We start from the raw sequence: 24,747 nt of genomic DNA, 5'->3' as shown, positions 1-24,747 counted from the left end.
AATTTAAAAGAAAAGGAATGATGTTTTTATGGGTAACAGTGCAGGTTTAATAATTCTTTTAGTTATGTTAGTTGTTGTTGTAGGATTTGTAATCATTACAACAATTACTGGAAAAAAAGCAGCTAAAAAAGAAAAAGAACAAAGATATAAAGCGGTTAGAAATGAAATCAAAGCATTTTTAGCTAAAACAGATAACAGAAAAAATATTAGAGTTGAATTTGAAAAAGTTTATTCAAGAAAAGGACCCGAATATAAATATCGTGACGTTTTTGATGTTGTTGTTGAATTAATTGAGCCTAAAACACAAAAGTCAATTGAAAGAAGAGCTTATGAGGTTGAAGGTATTACAACTAAAATTGATAAAAAGAATTATGCAACTAAATGAGTAGTCAATACAATTTTAGATTTAAATGAAACAGAACAAAGAATTGCTATTGGTCAAAAAGAAGTTAAATTAACTAAAGAAGAAAGAAAGGCAATTAAAAAATCTGATCGAATTAAGGAAAAAGAATTAGCTAAAATTGAAAAAGAAGAAATCAAAAAAATTAGAGCTGAAGCTAAAGAAAACAAAAAGAACCCAGTTATCCAAAGAACAACTGACCATAAAGAAAAATTTGTTCCTATCAGAAGTAAAGAAGGAAATTAATAATATCAATAACTTGTAATTATGTACTCATAATGCAAGTTATTTTTTATTAACACATTAATAACACATGTAAAGTTGATAAAATATAAATAATAAAAACTTTAATAAGGAGAAAAATATGTTTAAATTGAATGCAAAAGTTAATAAAGAGACATTTAAGCTTGCAATGAAAGAGTGCGTTAAAAAAGCTTGAGTTTGGGATAATAAAGAAAATTTTACCAGTGCTGTAAAATGAAAGAAGGATAGGATCCTTGAAATTGATGCAGATGCTAATTTTGAAGATGAAAATGAATTTTCTGAATCAGCAGAATCAATTGATATTTTTTCTGCATACCTAAACATTGACTCTTTAGACGAAAATGAAAAAGAGGAATTTCTTAAAAGATGAAATTCAGCATGAGATTCTGAAACAGGCTTTGATCCAGAACTATTTGCAGGTGAAACAATTGAAGATGGTAATGCGTTTGGGGATAAAGTTAGAGAATACTTTGACATGAAAAATATCATTGCAAATGATAAAAGAACTAATAAAAAAATAACAGTAAACTTAGATGAAATGAAATTCTTTGAAGCAGAACAAAAAACAAAAGAATTACTTAAAGAAGATAATTGTGAATATATTTATGAAGCAGCATTCAGTTATGATAATGAAAAAATTAGAACAAGATGTGACGTTTTAAAAATTAAAGAAAACAAACACGTTGAAATCATTGAAGCTAAGGCTACAACAAAAGTTAAAGCTGAACATTTCTTTGACTTAATGTATCAAGTATTTGTTTTAGAAAAATGTGGATTTATTGTTGATGATATTTGTATTGCAAAAATTAATTCAGATTATGTAATGAACTCAGATTTAATAATAACTGCTAAAACTTTTGGTGATCAAGCAAAAGAATTTATAAACCAACTTGGAAAAATTAAATATGAAGAAATTGAAGAATTTGTTAAAAGTGATTTTGAAGTTGAATATGATACAGATCCAATTGAAGTTGAATTAGATAAATTAATAGCGCTTGATTATTTAACATATGGGTCTAACGCAAAGAGACCTACTTTAAAAGATGAATTGAAAATGTTCAGAGAAAAGTTTGATTTAGATCAAATATTTGTAACTTTATCAAACTACTTAAATATTAAATCTGAAAATGGTGAAATCCCAGAGTTTATGCATAATAAAAAATGTACTTTAAATTACAATAAAGACCGTGCTGGAAATTGAGATCATGGATTTAACCATGATGAATATGATAACTGTTATCATGTAATGAACTGGTTTGATAAAAATGAACCTGGGTTTTGAAACATTGGAAAATTTAAACGCGCTTTAAAATCACATGTTATAAGAAATTCAAAATCACCTTACTTCAAGGATTATGAAAGTTTGTTTGAACCAAGTATTGTACTGAATAATAAAGGCGAATCATTTTTTGAAAAAAATAGAATTGCAAAAAGAATGTTTGAAGTTTATGATTTGAAAAAACAATACCCAGATGATGAATCAAAATGAAGAATTATAGATTTTGATAATATTGAATGAATAGATAGTTTATTAAATATTTATAAAGATTTTCCTATTTATATGTATGACTTTGAAACATCTAAATGAGCAATCCCAAGATTTAATTTAGTTAATACTTACTATCAAACTCCATTTCAATATTCAATTGATGTAATAGTTGATGAAAATTATGACTACAATAAACCTGAAACAATGCATCACTATAGTTTTTTAAGTAATGAACAAGATACAGATCCAAGAATTAAGTTTATTGAAAACTTTATTAAAGATTCATTTAAACATGGCCCTGGTGTTTATGTTGCTTATAACAAAAGTTTTGAACAAGGTGTATTAAGAAAATTAGCAATGATGTTTCCTAAATATGCTAAACCATTAGCTTATATTATTCAAAACACAGTTGATTTAATGGATTTCTTTACAAGTGCTACAAAAGGAACTGGTAGACCAGCATTTTTAATTTATCACCCAAATTTTAAAGGTAGTTATTCAATTAAAAAAACACAACCAAGTTTAGATCCTAGTTTTTCATATAATGATTTAGTAATCAATAAAGGCGATAAAGCTAGTGAAACATTTAGAAAGTTTGTTGATGGTAGAATACCAAAAGCAGCTTGAGATTTGAAAGTAAAAGAAGGAATGCTTAAATATTGCGATAGAGATACTTTAGCAATGGTAGTTATTCTTAAAAAAGTTAAAGAATTAGTGGAGGCTTACAATGGAAAAAATTAAAGTTATATTTTGTGGCACTCCACAAATTGGTGCTGACATTTTAACAGCTCTAACTGAAATGGAAAACGTGGAAATAGTTTTAGTTATTTCTCAACCAGATAGACCAGTAGGTAGAAAAAAAGAATTAAAACCAACTCCTGTAAAAGAAGTTGCTTTATTAAATAATTTGAAAATAATTCAACCTGTTAAAATTTCTGAAGCTTATGATGAAATTGCAAAAATTGAAAGTGACTTTATTGTAACTTGTGCATATGGTCAGTTTGTTCCTACAAAAATCTTGGATTTACCAAGAATTGATTCAATAAATATTCATGGTAGTCTATTACCTAAATATCGTGGTGGAGCACCAATTCAGTATGCCATTAAAAATGGAGATTCTGAAACAGGAATTTCAATTATGAAAATGGTAAAAAAAATGGATGCTGGTGATTATTACATTCAAGAATCTATAAAGATTGAAGATTGTGATGATACTGGAACTATGTTTGAAAAATTAGCAAAGTTAGGTCAAAAAATGATCAAAGAAAACTTAGTTAAAATTTATAATAATGAATTAGGACCAATCGCACAAAATGAAGATCAAGTAACTTTTTCAAAAAATATTTCAACTGAAGAAGAAAGAATTAATTGAAATGATTCAACAGTTAATGTTTGAAATCATGTTAGAAGTTTATCTCCTTGACCAATTGCTCATACATTTAAAGGTCAAGAAAGATACAAAATTCAAAAAGTAAAAATAATTAATAATAATGTCGAACAAAAACCTGGAACAATTGTTGATATTAATGAGAATGGAATTAATGTTCAAACAAACAATGGGCAAGTTCAAATTCAACTAATTCAAAAACCAGGTAAAAAAATGATGGAAGCTAGTGCATATAAACTAACTAATTTATCAGATTTAAAAGTAGGCGATTATTTTGAATAAGAAAAGGTGATCAATTAAATATATTTGTTTAATTGGAATGTTATCAGCTTTACTGGTTACATTGTCTTTAGTAACAATGCTATTTACAAGTGATGGAGTTGCTATTCAATTCACAACCGGAGTTTATTTAGTCTTTTGTTATTTAGTACCAGGATATGGAATGTTGGTTGGTGGAATTGTTTATGGAGCTATTATGGATTTAGCCTTAAATTCAGTAATAACAATGGGTATAACAATTTTAATAAATGTATTAATGTTCTTTATTATGAAGTATGGTTCAAAATTGATAACAAAGCATGCAGCAGTAATTTTAGCAGCGAGTTTAGTATTTTTATATATCCCATTTTTATATTATGTAGTTTGAAATACACAAGAAATTTCAACAAGAAATGGGCTCGCTTTGAAAGAAGCAATTGTTGATAGTATTCAATGAATAGTTTCAATAGTTATTTTTGAAGTTATGTATTTTACTTTATCAAAAACAAAACTAAATGAAAAACTTTCAAACTTTTAGGTTAAATGCTATAATTTACTATGATTAAAATTAAATCTTAAAAAAGAAAGAAGGAAAACAAATGTCAGTAAATGATTTACGTCCTGGAACAACATTTATATACGAAGGTAATTTATTTGTTGTTATTGAACAGTCTTTCTCAAAAACAGGAAGACAACAAGGAAAAGTTAGTGTAAAAGCTAAAAACTTGAGAACTGGATCAAGAGTTGAAATAACTTTCACTGGTGGAGAAAAAGTTGAAAAAGCGATGATTGAAAGAAAAGATATGCAATACCTATACAATGATGGTACTGATGCATACTTAATGGATACAGATACTTATGAACAAATTCAAATTCCAATGACTAGATTAGAATGAGAAAGTAAATTCTTAACAGATGGATTAATGATTAAAATGACTGAATTTGATGGAGAAGTTTTAGGAATTTCTTTACCAGATAAAGTTGAATTAGAAGTAACTGAAGCTGAGGCAGCAGTTAAAGGTGATACAACAAGTGGAGCATTAAAAAAAGCTGTTGTTGAAACTGGATTAGATATTATGGTTCCATTATTTGTTAATGTAGGAACAAGAGTTATTATTTCTACAGTAGATGGTAAATATAGCGGTAGAGCTCAATAATAAAAGAAATAGAGGTGTAAGAATATGTATATTTCAATAGAGAGAAATAATCGTGGAGCATTAGAAATTGAAGTTAATGCTTTAAATAAGTTAATTCAGAATACAATTCTAATGCGTTCAAACTCAGATTTAAACAATGTAGATAATATTGAAGTATTAACAGACTTATATCATGATAACTTACTTTATGTTTTAATTAAAATTGATTTAAAAAACAAAGCTCAAATGTTAGAAGAAAATCAAATTAATAAAATAGTAGAGGAAATAATTATAAAAACTTTAAGCATTAAGCCAAAAAATATTGCTATTGCTTACAAAAGATAGAATAGAATAACGAGGAATAAAAAATGAAATTCACAGAATTAAAAATTATTGAAGAAGGTCAAGGTAAATGAATTGTTACTATTGATGGAACAGAATGAACTGAAACTTTAAAAAAAGCAAAAAATAGAGTTCTTGCTAACTTAGAAGTTCCAGGATTCAGAAAAGGAAAAATTCCAGCTGCTCAAGCTGAAAAATATGTAACTCCTTCAAAAGTTTACAATGAAGCATACAGAATTATGGTTTCTCCAGCATTTGATTTTGCAAGAGCTCAAGATGTTAAAATTGAGCCAATGAACTCACCAGAACCAATTCCAGCAAAAGTAAGCGAAAAAGAATTAGTTATTGAATTCTTATTTGACTTAAAACCTGAAATTAAATTGGGTGATTACAAAAACATAAAATCAGTTAAAAAAGAAACTGTTGAAGTTACAAATGAAGAAATTGAAGCAGTTATTGATCAATACTGTGAACAATTTGTTATGGAAAAACCAAAAGCAGCTGATGCTAAAATTGCAAAAGGTGACATCGTTACTTTTGACTTTAAAGGGTTCATCGATGGTGAAGCTTTCAAAGGCGGAGAAGCTAAAGGTCACAAATTAGTAATTGGTTCAAACCAATTTATCCCAGGATTTGAAGATTCAATGATTGGTTTAGGATTAGGAGAAGCTAAAATTAATGTAACTTTCCCTGAAGGATACACTCCTGAATTAGCAAATAAACCAGCAACTTTTGAATTAAACATTACTGAAATTAAAGCAAGAGAATTACCTAAAAAAGATGATGAACTTGTAAAAGATTTAAACTTACCTAATGTTGAAACTTTTGCTCAATTTGAAGCAAAAGTAAAAGAAGACATTGCAAAACAAAAATCACAAAATGTTAAAAACCAATTTGTAAATGAAATTATTGCTGAAGTTATTAAAAACTCAACAATTGAATTACCAAAATCAGCTATTGAAAATCAAGCAGCTGATTTAAGAAAAGAATTTGAAGCTCAATTAAAACAACAAGGTTTAGATATCAAAAAATACAAAAAAGTAACAGGTTTAAATGACGATGCAATTAAAGCTGAGCTATTAGCTGATGCTAAAAATAAATTAGAAACTTACTTAGTAACAACTGAAATTAGAAGTAAAGAAAAATTTGAAGTTACTGAAGAAGCTATTAATGCAAAATTCGAAAATTTAGCGGCACAGTTTGGAATTCCTGCTGATCAAATCAAAACTATGGTAAATCCAGAAATGTTGAAATCAGAAATAATCAATGATTTATTGGTTGACTTCTTATACTCAAATAACGGATAATTATAAAAATAATCAAACCTGATAAAGGTTTTTTTATTTTTAGCACTCTACTATTGTAATTGCTAATCAATATGATAATATATACTTAACCACGTGGGAGGTTATAAAAATGAGTAAAAAAATAAAACTACCTATTTTCCAAATTAGAGGTTCATTTATTGTTCCTGGAATAAAAGAAAATTTAGAAGTTGGAAGAAAAAACACATTAGCAAGTGTTAATTATGCAATTAAAAATTCAAATAATCAAATGATTGCAATACCGCAAATCGATGCTTCTGTTGAAAAGCCAGAATTTTCAGATTTACATAAGTTTGGAATTTTAATTGATTTTGAAGTGATCAAAGAATGAAAAGATAATTCATTAACAATCAGCACAAATCCAATCCAAAGATGTAAAGTAATTAATTTCTTTGAAAATGAAGATGAAGTACCTTATGCAGAAGTTGAGTTAATTGAATCAATTAATGATTTTACTGAACAAGAGTACGAAGAATTAATTGAAAAAATTTCTGAAGCTATTAAAACTAAAGGAAGTTTAGTAACAAAGCAAATTAAACAATTAATTTCAGGTGAATCTGACGATTTAAGTTTAGCTTTTGATTCAATTATGTTTAAACTTGCACCTTCAAAAATTTTAACTAATTCAGAATATATAACATCTTCATCTTTAAAAGAAAGATGATCTATCATTGAAAGAGTAATTTTTTCAGAGGATGGAATTGTAACTAGAAATGCTGAATCAATTGATGCTGCTAGACATAAAAATGAAATTGAACAAGAATTAAACCATAAATTAAAAGAAAAAATGGATAAGCAACAAAAAGAATATTATTTAAGAGAAAAAATGAGAATCATCAAAGACGAATTAGAAGATGAAGATGGTTCTGATGATAGCTCTTTAGACAAATACAAAGATCGTTTATCTAAAGAACCATTCCCAGAAGAAGTTAAAAGAAAAATTTTAGCTTCAATTAAAAGAGTAGAAGCTCTTCAATCAGGAACACCTGAGTGAAACACAGAGAAAAACTATATTGATTGAATGATGAGTATTCCATGATGAGAAGAAACTGAAGATTTGACTGATTTAAAATATGCAAAAGAAATCTTAGACAAACATCATTATGGAATGAAAAAAGTTAAAGAAAGAATTATTGAATATTTAGCTGTTAAAACTAAAACTAAATCTTTAAAAGCACCAATTATAACATTAGTTGGTCCTCCAGGAGTTGGGAAAACTAGTTTAGCAAAATCAATTGCTGAAGCAGTTGGAAAAAACTTTGTTAAAGTAAGTTTAGGTGGTGTAAAAGATGAATCAGAAATTCGTGGACACAGAAAAACTTATGTAGGTTCAATGCCTGGAAGAATTATTCAAACAATGAAAAGAGCAAAAGTAAAAAACCCATTATTCTTGCTTGATGAAATTGATAAAATGGCATCTGATCACAGAGGTGATCCTGCAAGTGCAATGTTAGAGGTTTTAGACCCAGAACAAAACAAAGAATTCTCAGATCACTATATTGAAGAACCTTATGACTTGAGTCAAGTTATGTTTATTGCAACTGCTAACTACCCTGAAGATATTCCAGAAGCATTATATGACCGTATGGAAATCATAAACTTATCAAGTTATACAGAAATTGAAAAAGTTAAAATTGCACAAGACTATTTAGTTCCAAAAGCAATTGAACAACATGAATTGACATCAGAAGAAATCTCATTTACTGAAGGTTCAATTAATGAAATAATTAAATACTACACTAGAGAAGCTGGTGTTCGTCAACTAGAAAGACATATTAATTCTATTATTAGAAAATATATTGTTAAAAATCTAAATGGTGAAATGGATAAAATTGTAATTGATGAAAAACAAGTTAATGATTTATTAGGTAAAAGAATATTTGATCATACTGAAAAACAAGAAGAATCACAAATTGGAGTTGTTACTGGTTTAGCGTATACACAATTTGGTGGAGATATCTTGCCAATTGAAGTAAGTTTATACCCAGGTAAAGGAAATCTAATTTTAACTGGTAAACTTGGTGAAGTAATGAAAGAATCAGCAACTATAGCGTTGACTTATGTAAAGTCAAATTATGAAAAATTTGGTGTAGATAAAAAAATATTTGAAGAAAATGATATTCACATCCACGTTCCTGAAGGAGCAGTTCCAAAAGATGGTCCAAGTGCAGGTATTACAATCACAACAGCTTTAATTTCAGCACTTTCAGATAAACCAGTTTCAAAAGAAATTGGTATGACTGGTGAAATTACACTAAGAGGTAATGTATTGCCAATTGGTGGTTTAAGAGAAAAATCTATTTCAGCTTCAAGAAGCGGATTAAAAACAATCATCATTCCAAAGAAAAATGAAAGAGACTTAGACGAAATCCCAGATGAAGTAAAAGCAAAATTAAAAATTATTCCAGCTGAAAAATATGAAGAAGTATTCGGGATAGTTTTTGAAACAAAATAAGAGTAGAATAATAACTAGTAAACACTAGTTATTTTTTATTAGGAGGAATTATGAATACACCATTAGCATATTTATTAAGACCAACATCGACATCAGAAATAATAGGACAAGAAAACTTATTAAAAGAAGATGGTTTAATCAAAAGAATGATTAGTAATAATTTTTGCAGGTCTTTAATTTTTTATGGCCCAAGTGGTGTCGGAAAAACTTCTTTTGCCATTGCTCTAGCCAATGATTTAAAGATTGAATATGATCTTTTTAATGCTAGTTATGATAAAAAAGAAAATTTAACAAAGATTATTGATAAAGCTATTAATAAAGAAAGATTTATTTTAATCATTGATGAAATTCATAGATTAAATCGTGATAAGCAAGATATTTTATTAAATTTTATGGAAAGCGGAAATGTTTATTTATTTGCTACAACCACAGAAAATCCATTTTTTACTATAAATCCAGCAATTAGAAGTAGAGCAACAATACTAGAACTAAAAAGAATTAACCATGAAGATTCTTTCAATTTTGTTAATAAATTAATAAGTGATAAAAAAATCGATATTAATATTAAACCAGAGTCGCTTAAATATTTATGTGAGCTTAATAGTGGAGATATTAGAAGTTTATTAAATAACATTGAATTATTTGATTCATTATATAAAGGCGAAGAAATAACAATGGATTTAATTTCAACAATAATTTCTCAAGGTAAAAATCCAAGTGGAGCAGCTGGTGATGATTTTCATGATTTAAAATCTGCATTGCAAAAATCAGTTAGAGGTAGTGATGTGGATGCTAGTTTACATTATTTTAGTAGATTATTATCAATTGGAGATTATGAAACTTTAATGCGAAGAATGATAATTATGGCATATGAAGATATTGGATTAGCAAATCCAACTTTGCCACCAAGAGTTATGCAAGCTTGTGATGCTTTTAGACAAATTGGTATGCCCGAAGGAATTATTCCATTAGGCTTAGTTATTATTGAAATGGCCTTAAGTCAAAAATCTAATTCCGCTTTAATGGCAAGCAGCAAAGCTTTTGAAGATGTTAAGAACGGAATGGCATATGATGTACCATCTCATTTAAAAGATAATCATTATAAATCAGCAATTAAATTAAATAGGGGAGTAAATTATTTATATCCACACGTTGAAGAAAAAGGATGAGTAGCTCAACAGTACCTTCCTGATGAAATTAAAAATATTAAATACTTTAAACCAAAATCTAATTCTGCGTATGAAAGAAAACTTTGATCCTTATATGAGGAGATGAAAAAATAATTATGTATGAATCAATTAAAAGAATGAATGAAATTTTTGAAAATAAAATCACAGATATTAAAATTGAAATAATAAATAAAGAATATGAAGCCGCAAAATTTATTCTTCATGGAGAAACATGCTATTTCAGAAAAGTTAAGAAGACTCCTAAAAAAGCAGGATATTTTGTAGCAGTGTATAAAATAGAGAATAAAAACATTCCTATAAATTATAATGATCAAATTGATAAACTTATTCTTTATGTGTTAGATGGAACTAATGAAGGATATTTTGTTTTTGATAAAAATACATTACTGAATAATGGGATTTTATCTTTTGAAAATAAAAGAGGTAAAATGGCTTTTAGAGTTTATCCTAATTGAATTAATGATTTAAATTCAACAGCGGAGAAAACAAAAACATGAGAAACGAAACATTTTTTCGAAATAAAAAATAGTTTTCTAATTTAATAAAAATTAAAGAAATTTTGAGGCAAAACTAAGTAGTCTCAACATTTTTTTTATTTTTTGGAAAAATTTTTTAAAATTTATTGCAACTTGATAAAAACTTATGCTATTATTAAAAAGTCCCTGATTGGGAAATGATCTTTGAAAACTAAATAGAACAACAATTGTACAATCCTGTAACAATTTCAAATTGAGTACAGAATAATATACAAAAAAATATAATAGTCAGAATCAAAACAATAATTTAAAATGAGAGTTTGATCCTGGCTCAGGATAAACGCTGGCGGCATGCCTAATACATGCAAGTCGAACGGAGGTGCTTGCACCTCAGTGGCGAACGGGTGAGTAACACGTATCTAATCTACCTTCTAGCGGGGGATAACTTTTGGAAACGAAAGGTAATACCGCATGTGGATGTTATTATCGCATGAGAAAACATTCAAAGATCCGTTTGGATCACTAGAAGATGAGGATGCGGCGTATTAGCTAGTAGGCGGGGTAAAGGCCCACCTAGGCGATGATACGTAGCCGAACTGAGAGGTTGATCGGCCACATTGGGACTGAGATACGGCCCAGACTCCTACGGGAGGCAGCAGTAGGGAATTTTTCACAATGGACGAAAGTCTGATGAAGCAATGCCGCGTGAGTGATGACGGCCTTCGGGTTGTAAAGCTCTGTTGTAAGGGAAGAAAACATAGGAGAGGAAATGCTCTTATCTTGACGGTACCTTACCAGAAAGCCACGGCTAACTATGTGCCAGCAGCCGCGGTAATACATAGGTGGCAAGCGTTATCCGGATTTATTGGGCGTATAGGGTGCGTAGGCGGTTTCGCAAGTTTGAGGTTAAAGCCCGGAGCTCAACTCCGGTTCGCCTTGAAAACTGCGGGACTAGAATATCAGAGAGGTAAGCGGAATTCCATGTGTAGCGGTAAAATGCGTAGATATATGGAAGAACACCAGTGGCGAAAGCGGCTTACTGGCTGATTATTGACGCTGAGGCACGAAAGCGTGGGGAGCAAATAGGATTAGATACCCTAGTAGTCCACGCCGTAAACGTTGAGTACTAAGTATTGGGGATTACCTCAGTGCTGCAGCTAACGCATTAAGTACTCCGCCTGAGTAGTATGCTCGCAAGAGTGAAACTCAAAGGAATTGACGGGGACCCGCACAAGTGGTGGAGCATGTGGTTTAATTCGAAGCAACACGAAGAACCTTACCAGGGCTTGACATACAGTGCAAAGCTACAGAGATGTAGTGGAGGTTAACATTGATACAGGTGGTGCATGGTTGTCGTCAGTTCGTGCCGTGAGGTGTTGGGTTAAGTCCCGCAACGAACGCAACCCTTGTCGTTAGTTACTAACATTAAGTTGAGGACTCTAACGAGACTGCTAGTGTAAGCTAGAGGAAGGTGGGGATGACGTCAAATCATCATGCCCCTTATGTCCTGGGCTACACACGTGCTACAATGGCCGATACAAAGAGTCGCAATCTCGCGAGGGGGAGCTAATCTCAAAAAGTCGGTCTCAGTTCGGATTGAAGTCTGCAACTCGACTTCATGAAGCCGGAATCACTAGTAATCGCGAATCAGCTATGTCGCGGTGAATACGTTCTCGGGTCTTGTACACACCGCCCGTCAAACCACGAGAGTTGGTAATACCAGAAGTACGTTTCCTAACCGTAAGGAAGGCGCGTCCCAAGGTAGGACTAGCGATTGGGGTTAAGTCGTAACAAGGTATCCGTACGGGAACGTGCGGATGGATCACCTCCTTTCTATGGAGATAAAAACAAAACAGATTGACTATTATATGTTCTATTTAGTTTTCAGGGATTATTTAAATATAATCTCTGAAAGAGAATTGTTCTTTGAAAACTGAATATTAGATGAAAAGCATTGTAAAAGATTAAAATAAATCAACAATTTTTAACAAATAAAAATAAATTTTTACTGAATCAATTATCAATTGCTTTAAGATTTTTTCTAAAAAATAGTAAGGGCACATGGTGAATGCCTTGGAAAATGGAGCCGAAGAAGGACGTGATTACCTGCGAAAAGCATCGGGGAGCTGGAAGTGAGCTTTGATCCGGTGATATCCGAATGGGGAAACCCAATACGATTAATCTCGTATTATCCATAAGTGAATACATAGCTTATGAGAAGGGAACCTTGGGAACTGAAACATCTTAGTACCAAGAGGAAAAGAAAATAAATAATGATTCTGTTAGTAGCGGCGAGCGAACGCGGAAGAGGCCAAACCAGTCTACGGGCTGGGGTTGTAGGACATCTTTTTAGAGTTACAAAATCAACATATAGTAGAAGCTACTGGGAAGTAGCGGCATAGAGGGTGATACCCCCGTATACGAAATGTGTTGATCTCTTAGATGGATCCTGAGTACGGCGAAACACGTGAAATTTTGTCGGAATCCGCCGAGACCACTCGGCAAGCCTAAATACTCCCATTTTACCGATAGTGAACCAGTACCGTGAGGGAAAGGTGAAAAGTACCCCGAGAGGGGAGTGAAATAGTTCCTGAAACCATGTGCTTACAAGAAGATAGAGCCCGTTAATGGGTGATATCGTGCTTTTTGTAGAAAGAGCCGGCGAGTTAATGTATCGTGCGAGGTTAAGCAGAATATGCGGAGCCGTAGTGAAAGCGAGCCTTAATAGGGCGTTTAGTACGTTGCATTAGACACGAAACCGGGTGATCTAGCCATGAGCAGGTTGAAGTTTGGGTAAAACCAAATGGAGGACCGAACCGACGTTCGTTGAAATGACCGCGGATGACTTGTGGCTAGCGGTGAAATTCCAATCGAACCCGGAGATAGCTAGTTCTCCCCGAAATATATTTAAGTATAGCGTCGAGGTTTACCGCAATGGAGGTAGAGCACTGAATCTATGATGGCCCCACCTAGGGGTACTGAATAGAATTAAACTCCGAATGCCATTGTCGGATACTCGGCAGTCAGAACATGGGTGATAAGGTCCATGCTCGAGAGGGAAACAGCCCAGATCGTCAGCTAAGGTCCCTAAATTTAGGTTAAGTGTGTAAGGATGTGGAATTGCACAGACAGCTAGGATGTTGGCTTAGAAGCAGCCACCATTTAAAGAGTGCGTAACAGCTCACTAGTCGAGTGATTCTGCGCCGAAAATGTACCGGGGCTAAACCTAATACCGAAGCTACGGATTGTATTTTTAATACAGTGATAGGGGAGCGTTCTAATTGTGATGAAGTCAGACTGTGAGGACTGGTGGAACGATTAGAAGTGATTATGCCGGCATGAGTAACGATTGAATGTGAGAATCATTCATACCGTTTGACCAAGGTTTCCTGGGCAAGGTTCGTCCACCCAGGGTTAGTCAGGACCTAAGGCGAGGCCGAAAGGCGTAGTCGATGGACAACAGGTTGATATTCCTGTACCTGCTAGTTAGTGATGGAGTGACGGAGAAAGGTAGTGTATCCCAGGTGATGGATGTCCTGGGTTAAGCACAAAGACGGCAACATAGGCAAATCCGTGTTGTATTAAACGTTGAAGTGTTATGAGGAGTGAACGGTTCGCCTAGTAACGAAGTACATGACCCTACGCTTCCAAGAAAAGCTTCTAACTTAATAACTAGTAGCCTGTACCTATAACGAACACACGTGGTCAAGGAGAAAATCCTAAGGTAAGCGAGATAACTGTAGCTAAGGAACTCTGCAAAATAACTCCGTAACTTCGGAAGAAGGAGTGCTCAACGCAAGTTGAGCCGCAGTGAAGAGGGAGGGGCAACTGTTTAGCAAAAACACAGCTCTCTGCTAAGTCGCAAGACGAAGTATAGGGGGTGACGCCTGCCCAGTGCCGGAAGGTTAAGAGGAGAAGTCAGCGCAAGCGAAGCTTCGAATTGAAGCCCCGGTGAACGGCGGCCGTAACTATAACGGTCCTAAGGTAGCGAAATTCCTTGTCAGGTAAGTTCTGACCCGCACGAAAGGCGTAATGATCCCTTCGCTGTCTCGGCTGCAGACTCGGTGAAATTTTAGTACCGGTGAAGATGCCGGTTACCCGCAACTAGACGGAAAGACCCCGTGGAGCTTTACTATAACTTGATATTGAAATTTGGTATAACGTGTAGAGGATAGGTGGGAGACTTTGAAGCTGGACCGCTAGGGCCAGTGGAGTCAACCTTGGAATACCACCCTCGTTATATTGGATTTCTAACTTCGACCCGTTATCCGGGTTAAGGACAGTGTCTGGTGGGTAGTTTGACTGGGGCGGTCGCCTCCTAAAATGTAACGGAGGCGCTCAAAGTTACACTCAGCATGGTTGGAAATCATGCATAGAGCGCAAAAGTATAAGTGTGATTGACTGTGAGACTTACAAGTCGAACAGGTACGAAAGTAGGATTTAGTGATCCGGCGGTCCCGAGTGGAAGGGCCGTCGCTCAACGGATAAAAGTTACCCCGGGGATAACAGGCTGATCTCCCCCAAGAGTTCACATCGACGGGGAGGTTTGGCACCTCGATGTCGGCTCATCGCATCCTGGAGCTGTAGTCGGTTCCAAGGGTTGGGCTGTTCGCCCATTAAAGCGGTACGCGAGCTGGGTTCAGAACGTCGTGAGACAGTTTGGTCCCTATCTGTTGTGGGCGTAGGAAAATTGAAGAGAGCTGTTCCTAGTACGAGAGGACCGGAATGGACACACCTCTGGTGCTCCTGTTGTCACGCCAGTGGCACAGCAGGGTAGCTATGTGTGGAACGGATAATCGCTGAAGGCATCTAAGCGAGAAGCCTCCTTTAAGATGAATTTTCCCATTTCTTTAGAATGTAAGATCCCTTATAGACTATGAGGTTGATAGGATGGATGTGTAAGTGTCGCGAGGCATTAAGCTAACCATTACTAATAGATCGAGAGAATTTTAGAAAAAAGAAGCAATTGAGTATGTAATCATCTAATATCCAGTTTTCAGAGAACAATTTAAAAAAAGATCTGGTGGTCATAGCGTAGAGGTCACACCTGTTCCCATACCGAACACAGAAGTTAAGCTCTACAGCGTCGACGATATTGCATTGTGAGAAAATAGAACGCTGCCAGTTTATGAAAGAATCCGCAAGGATTCTTTTTTTATGCATAAAATGTTAGAATATATATAAATATGAAAGGTTTTTGGTGATGTAAATGAATAAAATAATGAAAAGTTATTTAAAGACTTTTTTTAAAAACTGATTATCAACTTTATTCATGATAATTTTTATTGTCACTTTAGCTGCATCAGTTATTGGAATGCTTGCTACACCTCTACAAATCTATTCAAAAATGCAATCAGCTCAAAAGCAAAATATTGCATATAATACCAATTATTCTTCAAGAAAAAATGAAATTTCATATAGTGAAGATTTTGTTGTTAATTATAGTAAAAAATATCTAGATGAAAACTTTATAAGTCTTTTGGATGAAAAAATCAAACAAGAACTAGGAGTTTCATCAACTTCATCTGCTGATGAAAAAAATGAACTTTTAACTTTATTAGTAAATAATGCTTTAAAAAATTATCGAAGCGGTGCTAATTTGTCTGCTATTGAATTAGATGTTAAAGATTCAAATATTAATCCAAAACAAATTTTGAATTTGCATATTCAAAAAAGTTTGAAAGAAGCTTACTATGAATTAAATAATTTTTTACAAGATGATGATAAAACAAAACTTATTCCTGAATTATCATCAATTCTTTTTTCAGCATTTTATAGAGTTTATTCTTTTGCTTCTATGAATGGTATCAGTATTGAATTAAATTTACTACCGATTAATGAAATTAAAACAATTGAAGATTTAAAAAAAATGATAACTGCTTTAATGGAAAATATTGAAAAATCATTCGAAGCATGAAAACCTCAAACAATTAAAATTTCAGCTTATACAATTTTTGATGATAAATATTCTGAAATTTTAGCTTCAAGTAAATATCAACATGATGATCGAATATTTTTATTTGATCAAATACTAAATTCAAATTCAAATAAGGAATTGTATAAACTAAATATAAATAAAAACTTTGCATTTTCAAATTCAAATTCACTACCTACTGAATCTAAAAAAACATTTGAAATAAAGAATGATTCTGGAGAAGAATTTAATAATATTATTTTTGATAAAAAAGCTAAGAATTCAAAAAGAGCTGATAAATGAAGATTAGGTCAGATGCCTGAAGTAGTAATTTCGTCAGCTTATGCAACAAAAAATAAGATTAATGTTGGTGATGAAATTGAAATACCTTCTCAACAAATATCAAATACAGCATTTTCAAAAATATTAGATTCATTTAACTTTGCTCCAAAAGAAGGATTCTTCAATAGTGAAAATTTAAAAGTTAAAGTTGTTGGAATTGGTCAAACTTTTGATGATTTTGTTCCTGGTCCTAATTACTCTTCATTTTCTCAAACAATGGAAAATTATGGTTTCTTGTATTTTAATCAATCATTTATTAATGAGTTCAGAAATTATTCTTGAAATTTTTTAACTAGTAGTTCAAACTATGGTTTGGAAGTAAAAATCAAAAACGCAGCGTCAGCGCCTGAGACACCATACAACTTATTTACACTTAATAAAGATGGTGAAGAAATAAAAATACTATCAAATCTTGAAACAAGTTTAATACCATGAAAAGAAACAAGTTTAGCAACATCATTGGACAATTTAAAGATAAGAATTATCATTAACCTTGTTTTAGGAATTATTATTTTAGTACTATCATTTGTATTTATCAATTTCCAATTGAAAAAAGAAATGAATGAGACAAGAAAACAACTTGGTATATTTAAATCATTTGGATACAAAACAAGCGAATTAAGTTGAATTTTCTCAATAAAAACTGGTTTAATATTTTTAATAAGTTTAATAATAGGATTTTTTATATCAATACCAATTCAATTATTTGCAGCTCAAGCTTTTGATAATACTATAACAATAAGTTTTAGTAGAATATATACTAGTCCGATGTTTTTATTTAGTTTATTTATTATTATTCCAGGTTTATTTTTATTAATAAGTTACATAACAACAATCTTCTATATCAAAGAACCTGTATTGTCATTAATGTCTAATGGTAAAAAAGTTAAAACAAATATTAAGCAGCCTTTTATATTTAGAAAAATATTTACAGGGCAAGCAACTTTTAATTGAAGATTAAGAAGAGCTTTTGTTAAAACTTCAAAAGGAAAATTTTACACAGTACAAATATTATTTGCTGCAGCATCATTTACATACATATTATTATTTGGTGCACAAACACTTATGACAAAAATGTTAAATCAAACTTTTGCTGTTTACAATGAAAAAATTGATCATATGTTCCAGTGAGGAAATTCAAATCCTCAAGTTGATATTAAAGATGCAAATGGTAAGTATGTTTATAAAAAAACTTCTAAGGAAAATGTTAATTACAAATATAGCGATTATTCTGCTTTTGATAATACAAATGATTATTTAAAAAGTATTGAAGCAGAAAATGATATCAGATTTAAAGTTGATGCTGTTATTCAAATGACAAATAATTATTTTATGTCATTAAAAACAATTTCTGAAAAAGTAGAATTCATGTTGCCAAAAGATGAAATGCTTTATATTCTAGAAACTTCTAAAATTAAAACTGAACCGATTAATGTAAATGAAGAAGGTAAAAAATTAAACTTTATATCAACTATTTTAAACTACGATTTAAATTCACAAGATGCTAATTATATAAAAGCTGTAGAAGAAGTTAAACAAACAGGTGAAACTAAAGAAAAAATTAATATTAATAGTAATCTTAAAAATGAAAATTCATTGACAATTGGAAATATGAATTCAGAGCAAGCAAAAAATATTTTTAGTAAAGACTTGGCATATATTTATTCATTAAAAACTGCTCAAATTGACTTAACTTATTCTGTATTACCAGAACTAATGGGGAAAACCAATGGAGAAAAAATAGGGATTAAAGATTTTGCAACTAAAGTAACTAGTGAAAACTTTAATAAAGCTTATAAAAAATTGCAAGAAAGCAACTTGGTTAATAAAGTAAATATACTAAGCGATCAACAAATTAAAGTTTCTGAAAATTGATTACTAACTCAATTTATTGATATATTTGATGATGAATTTAAAGGTTTAGTTAATATTTTAGTTCAGTCTAATTTCGCAAATATGTCTACAACTTCATCAAATGTATTTAAAACAGTTCAATTAACTGATTATGCTAACTATGACAACTATGATTACATGATGAATATAAATGAAATTATGTTTGATAAAGAAAATGAAGTTTTATTCAACACTGTTATGCTATCTCAAGAAGGAACTTATGATGATCTTGATGTTAGTGCTAGATTAGTAAATACGCAAAGCAATGACTATGGAAATTTTGAACAAGCATTCAATTTTGCTGATATTAGCGCAGAGCAAATGAATAGATTTAAAAATTCTGAAAAAGAAAATGCGGGAACAGACATAATTAATGGAATTATTCCTTATAGTATGGCTAAAACATATAATTATAAAGTTAATGACATTATTGAGTTAGAAACAAAAACAACTGTAAAACAAAAAGTACGTATTAGAATAGTCGGAATAAACAAAAATGAAAGTATTAAAATGCTTGTGAATACTATTTGACTAAGCAATGAACATTTTAAAAATATGTATTATTCAGAAAACTTAAAACAAATTCCAATGTATTCAAACTTATATTCAAAAAATAAAATGTTGGACATTGATTTAAAAAACAAAGACATGACTAAAATGTTAATGTCACTAAAAGTTATTGAACAAAACTTTACAATTCAAGTTAAAGCAAATAAAGCCATTATGGCAGATATCTTAAAACCTATTTTTAAAACAACACAAACAATGTATCAAAATGAAAAACCAGATAGTAAATCAATTATTAATCCCTATATTTTGGGAATAAGCAAAATGAGTGTAACTAGTTCTTTTGTTATTAATACATTAGTTATAAACAAAGCAACTGAAATTGTTAATCAAATCATGTTAGTGTTCGTATTACTAACAACAATTTTATTGGCTATTATTCTTGTTGTTATTATTGGAATTATAGTGGAAGAAGCAAAAATAATAATCTTAACTTTACAAGCATTAGGATATAAAGATAAAGAAATTAACTGAGTAGTAATGGGGAGTTATGCAATTGGTGCATTAGTTTCATTTATTATTGCATATGTTGGATCTGTCATATTTTGAAAAATTTTATTAAATTGAATAGCTGGTAAGTTTAGCGTTTATATTTTTATGAGTGTTGATTTAAGAACTATATTGATCACTTTAGGAGTTATTTCAGTAGTATTATTGTTTGGATGATATGCATCAAATAAACAAGTTAAAAGAAATCCTTTAACTCAAATAACAAGTTTAGCTTAGGAGAAATATGGAAGTAAAACAATCAATAATAAATCACTTTGAAAACACCAGAATTAAAAAAGAACAAGCAACAAAAATATTTGAAATAAATTTTACATGGGAATATACAAACCTGTTTGAAATTATTTCTAAACCAAGATTCTTAAAATATTTAAATATGAAATATAAAAAAGAATTAACAAGAAAAACAATTTCAAACTTTAATGAAGCAATTGATCAAATTAGAGTTTTTAATAAAGAAGTAGAACAAACAATGTGGGACTACCTAATTCAAACTAATAATGATAAAATTATTTACAATATATATGAAGAATTTTTAGCTTTTATATATAGTTCAACAAAAACATTTATTAATGATATTTTGATTGAACAAATAATATATTGAAATGAAAATATTGAAGTTAAAATGGTTAATAATAAACACTATGATACAAATTTATATTTTGAATATGAATTAGAAAAATACAAAAAAAATTTTCAAAACTTTATATTTAAAAAATTGAAAACCTTACAAAAAGCAGAACCAAATAACTCTATTATTGGGATAGTTGTTCAAGCATATGAAGAAAATTTAAAAGAAAATGAAATGAAGTTAGTTTCTTTAAAACAAACAGCTTTATTAAAATAGCAAAAGGAGTTTTTATGATAAAAAAAATTAATAAGATTAAAGAGCAATTCGTATCTGATTTAAACAAAGTTAAGACAGTCGATGATGCTGAAAAATTAAAAAAATCTTTATTAGGTAAAGAATCAGAATTAAGTGTGATTTTAAAATCTTTAAAAGATTCAGATGCTGAGAATAAACAAGCAATTGGTATTGCAAGTCATGAGTTAAGAACATTCATTACTTCAACTATTGATGAGTTTATAGCAAGAGTCAAAAAAGAAGAACTTGATGCAAAATTAGCAAGTGAAAAAATTGATGTTTCACTTACAGGGTCATTAGCGCAATTTGGTACTAAACATCCTCTTAATATTGTTGTTGAAGAAATTACTCAAATCTTTACTGAAATTGGATTTGATGTTTTAAATGGAAATGATGTTGAAAGTGATGAATATTGTTTCCAAAAATTAAACTTACCAGTTGGTCACCCAGCTAGAGATATGCAAGACACTTTCTACATTAATGAAGAAACAGTTTTAAGTACTCACTGTACACACATGACTGCCAGAGTTTTAACTCAAATGGCAGAAGATAAAAACTTTGAAGGCAATTACGCTTGTGTTGCTATTGGTAATGTTTATAGAAGAGACGACGATGATGCAACACACTCACACCAATTTATGCAATTAGACTTACTATGTATTGGTAAAAAAATTACTTTTGCTAATTTGAAATGAGTATTAAAATACATGTGTAAAAGATTATTTGGTGAAGAAGTTAATATCAGATTAAGACCAAGTCTTTTTCCATTTACTGAACCTAGTGTAGAAGTTGATGTAAGTTGTTTCAAATGTGCTGGTCAAGGTTGTTCAATATGCAAATATTCAGGGTGAATTGAAATTTTAGGATCAGGAATTATTAATGAACAAGTAATGTTGTTAAATGGAATGGATCCAGAAAAAAATACTGCTTTAGCATTTGGAGCTGGTATTGAAAGAATAGCAATGCTTAAATTTGGAATTTCAAACATTAGAAACTTATATGAAAACAATGTTAAGTTTTTAGAACAATTTAAATTTTATGGGGAGTAGATAGAATATGATTATTACAAGAAAATGATTAGAAAAATATTTAGATCTTTCTAATATAACAAATGAACAAATTTCAGTATGTCTAAACTCTTTAGGATTTGAAGTAGAACAAGAAATTGATTATGCAAAATTAAATACAAAATTAGTTATTGGTCATATTGAAGAAGTTGATCCAATTGAAGGAACAAAATTAAACAAAACTAAAACTCGTATTGGTGAAAATAAATATGTAACAATTTTATCAACATCAAGAAATATTGAAGAAGATAAATTTGCAATTGTAGCTTTACCAGGTGCTAAATTGGCTAATGGACTTGAATTGGAAAATAGAGAAATTTTAGGTATTACATCTGAAGGTATGTTCTGTGGTTTCAATGAAATTGGATTACCTAACTCAGTTCTAACTGAGGCTGAACAAGTAGAAGTCTACTACATTGATTCAATCTTTAAAAACATGGATGAAATGGTTGGAAAAGAAATCAGTGAAGTATTGAACTATGATGACTACACATTTGAAGTAGACTTAACTTTAAATAGAAGCGATGCATTAGCTGCAAAACAATTAGTTAAAGAAATTGCGAATTACTTTGATTTACAAATTAATCATTCAGAACACAAAATTAAATATGAAAAATCATCTGAATCAATTAACATTGAAGTAAATAAAAAAGTTGAAGAAGCAGTGAATACTGTGTCACATACTTTTATTGGTTTAAAAAATACAAATACGCCTTTTGATTCATCACATGATGTTTGACTAAAGCATTCTAACGTTAAATCAACAGAAAATAAATTTGAAAACATCGCTAACATGGCGACTTTAATTTCAGGTCAACCATTTATTTTAATTGATGCTGAAAAAGTTAATGGAGAATTAACTTTGACAAAACAAATTATTGATGAAAAGGAATTAGTAGTTTTAAAATCAAATAAGGATATTGTAAATATTTTAGGATTAAAAACTGAAGAAAAATTTAAAGTCACAGAAAGCACAAATACAATGTTAGTTGTTATGCTAAATCTTGATCAAATCACAATGCGTAAACAGCAAAAAAACTTAAACATAAGTAATGTTGACACACAAAGATATGCTAAGCCCTTAAATCCAAATCTTTATGATCAAGGGATTGAAGAATTAGTTACAATCTTAAATGAATATAAGATGATTGAAGATGTGCAAAAAGTAGTAACAACTATTCAAAAACAAAACTATGATAATGTTTACTCAATAACTTTAGAAAAAGTTAAAGATATTCTTGGTATTGAAATAACAATTGATGAAATTATAAGTTTATTTAGAACATTAGATATTGATATATCTGTTAAGAAATCAGAATTAACATTTACTATTGATAAAAACAGAACAGACATATATGGTAAAAATGATCTTTGTGAAGAAATAGCTAGATTATATGGTTATGACAACATCATCGAACAACCATTAGAATATGTAAGTTTCAAGAAAACTAAAAACTTAGATAAAAAACTTAAAGATAAATTAAGCGATTATTTAGTTGGTGCAGGATTTAATAACATTAAAACTTATTCATTAACTGATATTGAATCAAATAAAACTTGAAACCTATTCAAAGTTAAAGATCCAGTTGTTTTAATGAGTCCTTTATCAAGTCAACGTGAAACATTTAGAAACAATTTATCAAAATCAATGATTGAAACAATTATTTTTAATGCTAATAATGGTAATAAATCAGTTAAATTTTTTGAAATGGCGGATATATTTGCATTGAATGGATTTAGACAATCTAACTTATGTTTTGGTGTATCAGGTGAAGCAATCTCTGATTCTTTAAATCAAGTACATATTAAATCAAATTATGCTTATATAAGCTCAGTATTAATGAGTATCTTAGATTTATACAGAATTAACACTTCTAATATAACATTTGAAGTGAATGAAAAAGTAATTGATGAAATTCACCCATACATTAATGCTGTTATCAAACATAAAAATAAAAAAGTTGGATTTATTTATAAATTAAACCCAGCATTTGAATCTGCTAATAAAATTCACCCAACATTCATTTGCGAAGTAAACTTAAACTTATTATTAGAAATAGCAGATAAAGTACATGTAACTAATGAGGTTTCAAAATTCCAACAATCAACAAGAGATATTTCTTTTGAATTGAAAAATGAAGTTTCATTTGATTCAATTGTTAAGGCAATGTTAAAAGATTTAAATTACTTAACTAATTACAAAGTAATAGACAAATATTCTGATGATGAAATGAATAAACAAAATATTTCATCTTTAACTGTTAAATTAACATTTAATAGTTTAGATCACCAATTAACTGAAAAAGAAATTAATGATGATTTTGAAAGAATATTAAGTAATTTAAAAAAACTTAATGTTAAAGTTAGATAATATGATGAATAGACAATATTTTGAAAAAAATGCGCATACGGAATTAACTGAAATAATTAGTGATTTAGAAGCTATTAAGCTTAATAATGTGCTAGTTAAAAAAGTTAAGTATTTAGATTATGATATTGATGTTGATTGAGTTGACTCAATTGAAACGGTAAACGTTAATGGTGTGATTAATTTTACACTTGATGCGATCGATTCTAGAACTGGTGAGGAATTTGAATATACAGATTCAATTGATTGAAATGATGAATATTCATTTTCAAATTCTATAAATGATCATGCTAACATTATAGTTGGTGAAGAATTTGATATAAAAAACTATGTAATCGAACAAATAAATATAAATTTACCTTTCAATTTATCAAATAATAGTGATATAATAAAAAAGACTGGATTTGGTTGGACAATTATGTCTGAAGATGAGTTTTATCAAAGTGAACAAAACAAAGTTGATCAGAGATGAGATAAATTAAATGAGTTCAAAAAAAAATAA

General features: G+C 30.2%; 15 protein-coding genes and 3 rRNA genes. All 18 read left to right on the top strand.

The genetic code is table 4. The features are described from left to right. Positions 1-28 precede the first annotated feature (28 nt). Positions 29-646 carry a hypothetical protein gene (locus tag MENTO_RS02230; RefSeq protein WP_099651246.1) on the top strand — a complete coding sequence of 206 codons (618 nt, stop codon included), beginning with the start codon at positions 29-31 and terminating at the stop codon, positions 644-646. Positions 647-764: 118 nt separating this feature from the next. Continuing rightward, positions 765-2,894, top strand: coding sequence for a DUF2779 domain-containing protein (locus tag MENTO_RS02225; RefSeq protein WP_099651245.1), 2,130 nt, complete (start codon positions 765-767; stop codon positions 2,892-2,894). Then, the gene (gene fmt, locus MENTO_RS02220; RefSeq protein WP_099651244.1) at positions 2,881-3,822 is read left to right on the top strand and encodes a methionyl-tRNA formyltransferase; all 942 of its coding nucleotides are present in this window, start codon (positions 2,881-2,883) and stop codon (positions 3,820-3,822) included. Before MENTO_RS02225 ends, fmt begins: the two co-directional genes overlap by 14 nt. After that, positions 3,815-4,336, top strand: coding sequence for an ECF transporter S component family protein (locus MENTO_RS02215; protein WP_164703974.1), 522 nt, complete (start codon positions 3,815-3,817; stop codon positions 4,334-4,336). Before fmt ends, MENTO_RS02215 begins: the two co-directional genes overlap by 8 nt. 61 nt (positions 4,337-4,397) lie before the next feature. Beyond that, positions 4,398-4,955, top strand: coding sequence for an elongation factor P (gene efp / locus MENTO_RS02210; protein WP_099651242.1), 558 nt, complete (start codon positions 4,398-4,400; stop codon positions 4,953-4,955). Between the two features lie 24 nt (positions 4,956-4,979). After that, positions 4,980-5,279: an MMB_0454 family protein gene (locus tag MENTO_RS02205; protein ID WP_099651241.1), complete on the top strand. Its 300-nt coding sequence runs from the start codon at positions 4,980-4,982 to the stop codon at positions 5,277-5,279. A 23-nt stretch (positions 5,280-5,302) separates the two neighbouring features. Then, complete coding sequence (tig, locus tag MENTO_RS02200) at positions 5,303-6,583, top strand: trigger factor (protein ID WP_099651240.1); 1,281 nt, start codon at positions 5,303-5,305, stop codon at positions 6,581-6,583. 109 nt (positions 6,584-6,692) lie between these two features. After that, a complete protein-coding gene (gene lon / locus MENTO_RS02195; protein WP_099651239.1) occupies positions 6,693-9,056 on the top strand; it encodes an endopeptidase La in 2,364 nt (787 codons plus the stop codon). Between the two features lie 50 nt (positions 9,057-9,106). Then, positions 9,107-10,339, top strand: coding sequence for a replication-associated recombination protein A (locus MENTO_RS02190; protein WP_099651238.1), 1,233 nt, complete (start codon positions 9,107-9,109; stop codon positions 10,337-10,339). A gap of 2 nt (positions 10,340-10,341) precedes the next feature. Then, positions 10,342-10,788: a MepB family protein gene (locus MENTO_RS02185; RefSeq protein WP_099651237.1), complete on the top strand. Its 447-nt coding sequence runs from the start codon at positions 10,342-10,344 to the stop codon at positions 10,786-10,788. A 242-nt stretch (positions 10,789-11,030) separates the two neighbouring features. After that, positions 11,031-12,555: ribosomal RNA gene (locus tag MENTO_RS02180) — 16S ribosomal RNA — on the top strand. A 208-nt stretch (positions 12,556-12,763) separates the two neighbouring features. Continuing rightward, positions 12,764-15,677: ribosomal RNA gene (locus tag MENTO_RS02175) — 23S ribosomal RNA — on the top strand. A gap of 64 nt (positions 15,678-15,741) precedes the next feature. Further along, positions 15,742-15,849: ribosomal RNA gene (gene rrf / locus MENTO_RS02170) — 5S ribosomal RNA — on the top strand. Together the 16S, 23S and 5S rRNA genes form the textbook arrangement of a ribosomal RNA operon. 82 nt (positions 15,850-15,931) lie before the next feature. Continuing rightward, a complete protein-coding gene (locus MENTO_RS02165; RefSeq protein WP_099651236.1) occupies positions 15,932-20,164 on the top strand; it encodes an FtsX-like permease family protein in 4,233 nt (1,410 codons plus the stop codon). Between the two features lie 7 nt (positions 20,165-20,171). After that, positions 20,172-20,792, top strand: a complete 621-nt coding sequence (locus tag MENTO_RS02160; RefSeq protein WP_099651235.1) for a hypothetical protein — start codon at positions 20,172-20,174, stop codon at positions 20,790-20,792. 14 nt (positions 20,793-20,806) lie between these two features. Then, on the top strand, positions 20,807-21,859 hold the full coding sequence (gene pheS, locus MENTO_RS02155; RefSeq protein WP_099651234.1) for a phenylalanine--tRNA ligase subunit alpha: 1,053 nt from the start codon (positions 20,807-20,809) through the stop codon (positions 21,857-21,859). A 7-nt stretch (positions 21,860-21,866) separates the two neighbouring features. Next, positions 21,867-24,248 (top strand): phenylalanine--tRNA ligase subunit beta, encoded by a 2,382-nt coding sequence (gene pheT / locus MENTO_RS02150; protein WP_099651233.1) that lies wholly within the window; start codon positions 21,867-21,869, stop codon positions 24,246-24,248. Beyond that, on the top strand, positions 24,232-24,747 hold the full coding sequence (locus MENTO_RS02145; RefSeq protein WP_244162686.1) for a YceD family protein: 516 nt from the start codon (positions 24,232-24,234) through the stop codon (positions 24,745-24,747). The genes pheT and MENTO_RS02145 overlap by 17 nt, the downstream gene beginning before the upstream one ends.

Origin of the sequence: Mesoplasma entomophilum (assembly GCF_002804125.1) — a bacterium.
GTDB classification, from domain to species: domain Bacteria; phylum Bacillota_I; class Bacilli_A; order Mycoplasmatales; family Mycoplasmataceae; genus Mesoplasma; species Mesoplasma entomophilum.
The sequence above is the reverse complement of the archived record's forward strand: the minus strand, read 5'-3'. Positions and strand labels throughout refer to the sequence as shown.